Origin of the sequence: Kushneria aurantia DSM 21353, assembly GCF_000382245.1 — a bacterium.
Classification (GTDB): domain Bacteria; phylum Pseudomonadota; class Gammaproteobacteria; order Pseudomonadales; family Halomonadaceae; genus Kushneria; species Kushneria aurantia.
On record NZ_KB907913.1, the window covers coordinates 1 to 4,609 of the forward strand.

At 58.5% G+C, this 4,609-nt stretch carries 3 protein-coding genes and 2 pseudogenes; 3 read left to right on the top strand and 2 right to left on the bottom strand.

Annotation, left to right across the window (positions count from 1 at the left end; translation table 11 throughout):
* Both H146_RS0117825 and H146_RS21640 read right to left on the bottom strand, forming a co-directional pair.
* Positions 1 to 1,187, bottom strand: a 1,187-nt coding sequence (locus H146_RS0117825; protein WP_019953234.1) for an IS1182 family transposase, incomplete at its 3' end; no start/stop codon positions are given.
* Between the two features lie 77 nt (positions 1,188 to 1,264).
* Positions 1,265 to 2,223 (bottom strand): annotated as a pseudogene (locus tag H146_RS21640) (IS3 family transposase); the annotation flags it as partial.
* Positions 2,224 to 2,445: 222 nt separating this feature from the next.
* On the opposite strand from H146_RS21640, the pseudogene H146_RS20100 reads away from it, so the two are divergent.
* The 3 genes and pseudogenes from H146_RS20100 to H146_RS21645 all read left to right on the top strand — a co-directional run bounded on the left by H146_RS20100 (position 2,446) and on the right by H146_RS21645 (position 4,344).
* Positions 2,446 to 3,203: pseudogene (locus tag H146_RS20100) on the top strand (sulfite exporter TauE/SafE family protein).
* 142 nt (positions 3,204 to 3,345) lie between these two features.
* Positions 3,346 to 3,573: a virulence RhuM family protein gene (locus tag H146_RS21990; protein ID WP_211213364.1), complete on the top strand. Its 228-nt coding sequence runs from the start codon at positions 3,346 to 3,348 to the stop codon at positions 3,571 to 3,573.
* Positions 3,574 to 3,975: 402 nt separating this feature from the next.
* The gene (locus tag H146_RS21645; RefSeq protein WP_156826902.1) at positions 3,976 to 4,344 is read left to right on the top strand and encodes a hypothetical protein; all 369 of its coding nucleotides are present in this window, start codon (positions 3,976 to 3,978) and stop codon (positions 4,342 to 4,344) included.
* Positions 4,345 to 4,609 lie beyond the last annotated feature (265 nt).

Here is a 4,609-nt window from a genome sequence, read left to right on the forward strand (position 1 = left end):
CGTCCCGCCCGGGTCTGCAGCTTGTGCGACATTCGCTCCGTCGGCGAACTGCCCTCGGCCAGCGGCATCGGTTCGGTGAACCGCTCCAGCGGCGGCGTGTGGTGAGACTCCCGCTTCACCGCGATGTGCGGATCCATGCCGGCCTGTTCGCAGGCGAGCACATTCGTGGCACTGAAATACCCGGTGTCGGCCAGCAGCCGGTCAACGCTGCCCACCGAATCCGGCAGGGCCGCCAGTTGCTCGAGCATCGGCTCGACCTGCTCCTTGTCATTACAGGCCTGGGTGACCGCCCCGGCGATCACCAGCAGGCTGTCCGTATCAACTGCCGCCTGGGCATTGTAGCCCTGCTCGAAGCCCCCGCCCGATACCGGCATGATGCGCGACTCTTCATCGGTGAGATTGATCTGTTCCTGCGCGCCGGGACCGGCCACCGGCGGTTTGGGGGGCCGACCGCCCGGCTTCCTGCCGGTCTTTTTGCGCTTCTCCTCCCGGGCGGCGAGTTTGGCCTGGTACGCGGCCTGTTCCTGCTCGAAGCGCACTTTCGCTCGAGCTTCGATCTTCGCTTTGGCCTCTGCCATCGCCCTGAGCCGATCCTCCCGACGCTGAATTTCCTCCGGCAGGCTGACCCCGTCCGGAAGACCGGATTGATCGGCCTGCTCGGCCAGCGTCAGCAGTTCCTGCACCTGTGCTTCGAGCCGGGCTTCCAGCTTCTCGATGTGGCCATGGGAGAGGGCGCTGTGGCGCGAGGCGTTGGCCTTGATTCTGGTGCCGTCCAGGCTGATGGTCCCCACTTTGAGCAGTTGCATCTCGCGGGCCACTTCCAGCACCTGAACGAACAACCCGGCCAGTTCGTCGAGAAAGCGCCGGCGGAAGGTGGCCAGGGTGTCGTGGTCGGGATGCGCGCCGGCGGCGATGAAGCGGAAGGCTACCGAATCATACGTTGCCCGCTCGATCCCGCGGCTGGAGAACACGCCGTTGGCATAGCCGTAGATCAACAGCGACAACAGCAGTGACGGGTGATAGGCTGCGCTGCCGCGCCCGCCATAGGCGCTCACCATCGCGCGCAGATCGAGGCCGTCGACGACCTCGACGATGAAGCGTGCCAGATGATCCTGAGGCAACCACTCATCAACGGATGGCGGAAGCAGATAGGGCGTGTGGCGATCGACAGGGCGGAAGTGGCTCATGGCGGATCCGGGATCAGATGGATGTCGGTATTATCTCATGCCCGGCGTGGAAAGTCCGACAGGCTGCTAGACTGAGTATCCCAGCAGTTTCCACGACGGCTCATGCTCTGTTGTATCCGGTAGCGCCACAGGCGCTGACGGAAGGCGCGACTCGCATACTGACTGCCCTGATCTGAATGGAACAGCAGCCCCGGCGGCCTGCCTCGCTGCTCGAAGGCCCTGTCCAGCGCCTTGATGACCAAGGCCGCATCGGGACGATCGGACAAGACCCATCCGACGACACGCCGCGCATAAAGATCCAGAACGACAGCCAGATAGTGCCAACGATTTTGTGCCCAAACGTAGGTGATATCGCCACACCACACCCGGTTGGGCGCATCGACAGTAAATTGACGATTCAGGCGGTTGGGAATGCCGGGCCGCTCGACCGGTGCTCGCCGATAGGCCGGTGGTCGCGGTTGCTGGCAGGTCAGTCCCATCTCCTGCATCAGACGCCGGATCTTGAAGCGTCCCACATCGAGCCCCGATTCCCGCATCTGCAGCATGATCGTCCGGCTGCCCGCGGAACGCCGGCTTTGGTTGAACAGCTCAGAGACTGTCGCCCGCAACTCCAGTCGCTCGACATCGATCCGAGACCGCTGATGGCGATGTTCGTAATAGCTCGAACGCGCAATATCGAAGGCGCTACAGACCATGTCCACGGGCTCCTGCTCACTCAACTGGTCTATCAGCGCGTACGATCGAGATCGTCCGACATCAAGAGAGCGGTAGCCTTTTTTAGTATCGCTTTCTCCCGTTCCAGCTGATTGATCCGGCTCTCGAGCTCCTGGATTCGCTGCTGCTCGGGCGTCAATGCTTTTGACTTGGGCGTGACGCCACCGCGTTCAGCGCGTAGCTGATCGATCCAGCGTCTCAAAGGCGTTTCACCGACATCGACGGCGCGAGCGGCTTGAGCCGCGGAGTAGCCTTGATCAAGTACGAGCCCGGCGGCTTCCCGTTTGAACTCGGTGGAGAATGAACGACGTTGTCTGGCCATGGATCACCTGTAATTTGGTGGTGACGATACCACCTAAATGGGTGTCCGGTTTTAGTGAACCACTACATATTGCGCATCGTCGTCAACCTGGCCGAAACACGACGATTATTGGCCAACGGGCGAATATCGGCCACCCCCCATCGGAATATCGTTCCTGTCGTTGGGTTTTTCGGGAGTGTTCCGGTGTATAGCGTATTGCTTCTCTGCGACGGGCTGGCCAGCGTGACGACCGCGCTGTTCGGTTTCGGTGGCGGCTTCGTCGTCGTTCCCTTGATGGTTACCTTGCTGATTGCCGTCCACGGGGCGGATAGCGTGGCCGGCCAGGCGGCCATGCATATCGCGGTGGCCACTTCGACCGCGCTGATGATCTTCGCTGCCTCTCTATCGACATGGCGTCACCAGTGCAATGGCGTCTGGTGCGTCCGCTGGTGGGCTATATCGCGGTCGGTGCCGTGCTCGGGGCGGCCGCGGCGGTGTCGGTGAGTGGAGAGTGGGTGCGCTGGATGTTCATCGGCTATCTGGCGATCACGATTGCGGATGCCACCCTGCGGCCCGGTTTTCTGCACCAGGCGAGTGGAGAGGTGCGCCCCATGGGTCGTCTGGTGACGGCGATGACAGGCTTGTTCATCGGTATCGTTGCGGCCTTTCTGGGGGTTGGTGGCAGCGTGATGACCGTACCGCTGATGCGCCGCAGAGGCGCCAGCATGACGGCGGCCACGGCAATGGCCAATCCGTTGTCGTTGCCCATGGCGATCAGTGGCACCGCAACTTATGTGCTGTTGTCGGTCGGCGATACCCCGCTGGGCGCCTGGTATGCGGGATACGTGGATCTGCGCGCCTTGCTGGCGCTGGCGGTGGGGTCGTGGCTCGGCATCCGCCTGGCGTCGCGATGGATCGGGGGCATTCCCGATCGCATTCATGCCGGGGTCTACCTGCTGCTGCTGACGGGCGTGCTGGCGGTGATGGTCGTCATGCGCTGAGTCTCGCCAACGATTTCTCCCCGCGTGACGCTGGCTCTACAAAAGGCGACTGGAACGTGGTGATCCTGGTCTCTGGCGGCGGATTCCCCAAAGAGTGCGTGATATGGTCCATTGACGCCAAATGCGTCTGGATCAAGCCAACATGAGCGAACAACCACAAATTCTGATTTACGAAGATGCCGAGAAGGCGGTCGACGTCCGTCTGGATGAAGGTCGCAAGACCGTATGGCTGATGCAATGGCAGATGGCCGCAGCATTCGACACTTCAATGGACAATATTAGTCTTTATTTTATAAACAACTACTCTGGCGAAGAGTTGGACGAAAGTGCAACTACCGAGGAATACTCGGTAGTTCGCCAAGAAGGCTAACGTCAGGTACGGCGGCAAGTCCGGCTTTACAACCTCGACGTCATCATTCCTTGAGTTATCGCGTCAAATCTCGACGCGCGGTCCGTTTTCGCCAATGGGCCACACATGTCCTGCGCGATCATATGATACGAGGTGGACCCTGCATTAGCAGCGCTTCGAAGCATATCCGCGGAACGGTCGCCTGCTCGCGGCGGGCCGAGCCTGCTAACGTCGAATTGGAAGAGTCGGTCACAGAGGGAGAGGAAACCGCCGTACTGTTACTGGTAGGTGTCGCCAGCCGCGATCTTCAGATTGATGTCAAATTTAGTGACATCAGTTGAATGACAAAGACAACAATGAAATTGCTAAAAGTGTTGGTGGACAAAACACATTGACGTTCCGCCTAACGATGGTGACTGCCTTATGAAAAATGTAACCAGTACTTTTAAAATTGGAGGAAATGGAATAAAACCATCGGAAATCAACATAAGCAACAATGACAGGGATTTACTTCATGATAGGGTGAAATCCAACTGTGGAGAAATCAGCCAGGAACAACAGCCAGATGTGCTGGCAAACATCGCGTCGCCCATAATTAAAGGTACATTAGGACATGCCATCTTCGAGAGGATATTAGGCAATGGCGCAATGGGAGAGTGTCCGTACATAATTTATAGAAATATAGCCAAGGTTTCCAATCTGCCTCCTACTCCGACAGACGACACTAGCCCGCAAGAGGAAGACTGGAGGTACTATGCGTCTCTCTTTTTGGGGATACTTAGTCGGTCCTGAAAAACCAAAAATCACCGTGAAATCATGATTATGCGCCTGGATGATGCTCCCTTTTCGGCGTAAAATCTGGTCTATCCTCGCCAAAATCGTGAGAAATCGACATGACTCCCCGCGATCAGCGCCAGAATCCACAGCGTGACCTGCTCAACATCTACCTTGATGACGTCATCAACATGCGCCACGAGTTGGTGCAAATGAGTCAGAGAATCGACTGGTCCGATTGCGAGAACATTTTTGCATCAGACTACACCAGCAACAACGGTAG

Excerpts from the sequence above, each read along its gene's own strand:
- H146_RS21990 (WP_211213364.1), top strand. The coding sequence starts at position 3,346 with ATGAGCGAACAACCACAAATTCTGATTTACGAAGATGCCGAGAAGGCG.
- H146_RS21645 (WP_156826902.1), top strand. The coding sequence starts at position 3,976 with ATGAAAAATGTAACCAGTACTTTTAAAATTGGAGGAAATGGAATAAAA.